This window comes from Paraburkholderia sp. USG1, from assembly GCF_031570135.1.
GTDB lineage: Bacteria > Pseudomonadota > Gammaproteobacteria > Burkholderiales > Burkholderiaceae > Paraburkholderia > Paraburkholderia dioscoreae.
This window is the reverse complement of the sequence record NZ_JAMWXW010000079.1, coordinates 1-1,423: the sequence shown is the minus strand read 5'-3', so window position 1 is coordinate 1,423 and position 1,423 is coordinate 1. Positions and strand designations below refer to the sequence as shown.

At 64.6% G+C, this 1,423-nt stretch carries 1 protein-coding gene; it reads left to right on the top strand.

Features of this window, described 5'->3' with window-relative positions; genetic code table 11:
* Positions 1–267: 267 nt before the first annotated feature.
* On the top strand, positions 268–1,423 hold a 1,156-nt coding region (locus tag NE850_RS39320; RefSeq protein ID WP_405044932.1), incomplete at its 3' end, for an IS110 family transposase.

Sequence of the window (1,423 nt, the reverse complement as noted above, 5' to 3'; positions counted from 1 at the left end):
TTCGTAACCGGCATGATATAGCCGGTGCCTCACGGTCCCGCGCCGTGCATTTCTGGCGTATGGTGTGACCATCCGGGACAAGGGGCACCGGGGAGCACTTCGGGTGGGCAGGCCGTTGTTATACGATGAGCCGCGAGCTCGTGTTAGTAGTTGGCCGCCCCTGCGACCCGCCCGGTTGCGCTGCGAGCGCGAATCCGTAGTTGTCGTGCTGTCCCACCGGCTCCCAACATTCATCTGAATGGGAGAACGGTTATGCGAATCGTAGGACTGGATGTTTCGCGCTCCGTGGCCGAGATCGCGTATCTGGAGGACGGCGTGCTGCATGCTGGTGGCCGTGCCGGGCTCAGACGCGACGAACTGGAGCGCTTTGCCGCAAGCCTGCGCAGCACCGATCATGTGGTGCTCGAAGCGACGGGCAATACCGCCGCCATCGTCAACGTACTGCGCCCTCGCGTCGCGCGTGTCGCAATTGCGAATCCACTGCTGGTACGGCTCATCGCCGAGGCACGCGTCAAGACGGACAGGATTGATGCGGCAGTGCTGGCCCAACTGTACGCAAGCCATTTCCTGCCGGAAGTCTGGATGCCCGACGAGAGCACCCTGGCGCTACGCCGACAGGTCTCGCGCCGGTCACAACTCGTGCGGCAACGCACGAGGCTGAAGAACGAAGTTCATGCGGTGCTGGCTGCGCATCTGATCGAGCGGTGCCCCGCTACTGATCTGTTCGGCAGGAAGGGACGCGTATGGCTCACGGCCCAACCGCTGCCGATGGACGAGCGTCTGGGCGTCGAGCAACGCTTGCGGGAGCTGGACCGTCTTGGGGAGGATCTGCACGAGGTCGACAAGGCCCTGGCGCAAGCCAGTATCGGCGACGAGCGGTTGCGCAGGCTGCTGACCATCACCGGCGTCAATGCCACTGTGGCAATCGGCCTGCTGTCGGCAATCGGCGCCGTTGAACGGTTTCCCAATCCGGAGAAGCTGGTGAGCTACTTCGGGCTGAACCCGTCGGTCTATCAGTCGGGCCCAACGCCCGCCAGGCACGGTCACATCACCAAGCGGGGACGTTCGTACGCGCGAGGATTGCTCGTCGAGGCAGCCTGGGGCGCAGCACAGGCGCCCGGCCCTCTGCGCGCTTTCTTCCTGCGCGTACGCGACCGTCGCGGCCAGCAGGTCGCCATTGTCGCGACGGCACGCAAACTGGCGGTCATCGTGTGGTACGTGCTCACGCGCAATGAGCCGTTCGCCTGGGATCGTCCAGCCCTGACCGCACACAAGCTGCGCGCCCTGGAGTTGCAGTCCGGCATGCCGGCACAACATGGCTCGCGCAAAGGATCGGCTGCCGCTTACAGCCTGAAGAGCGTACGCGACCAGGAACGGGCCATAGCCGAGCAGGCCGAGCGCACCTATCAACGCCTGTTCTCAC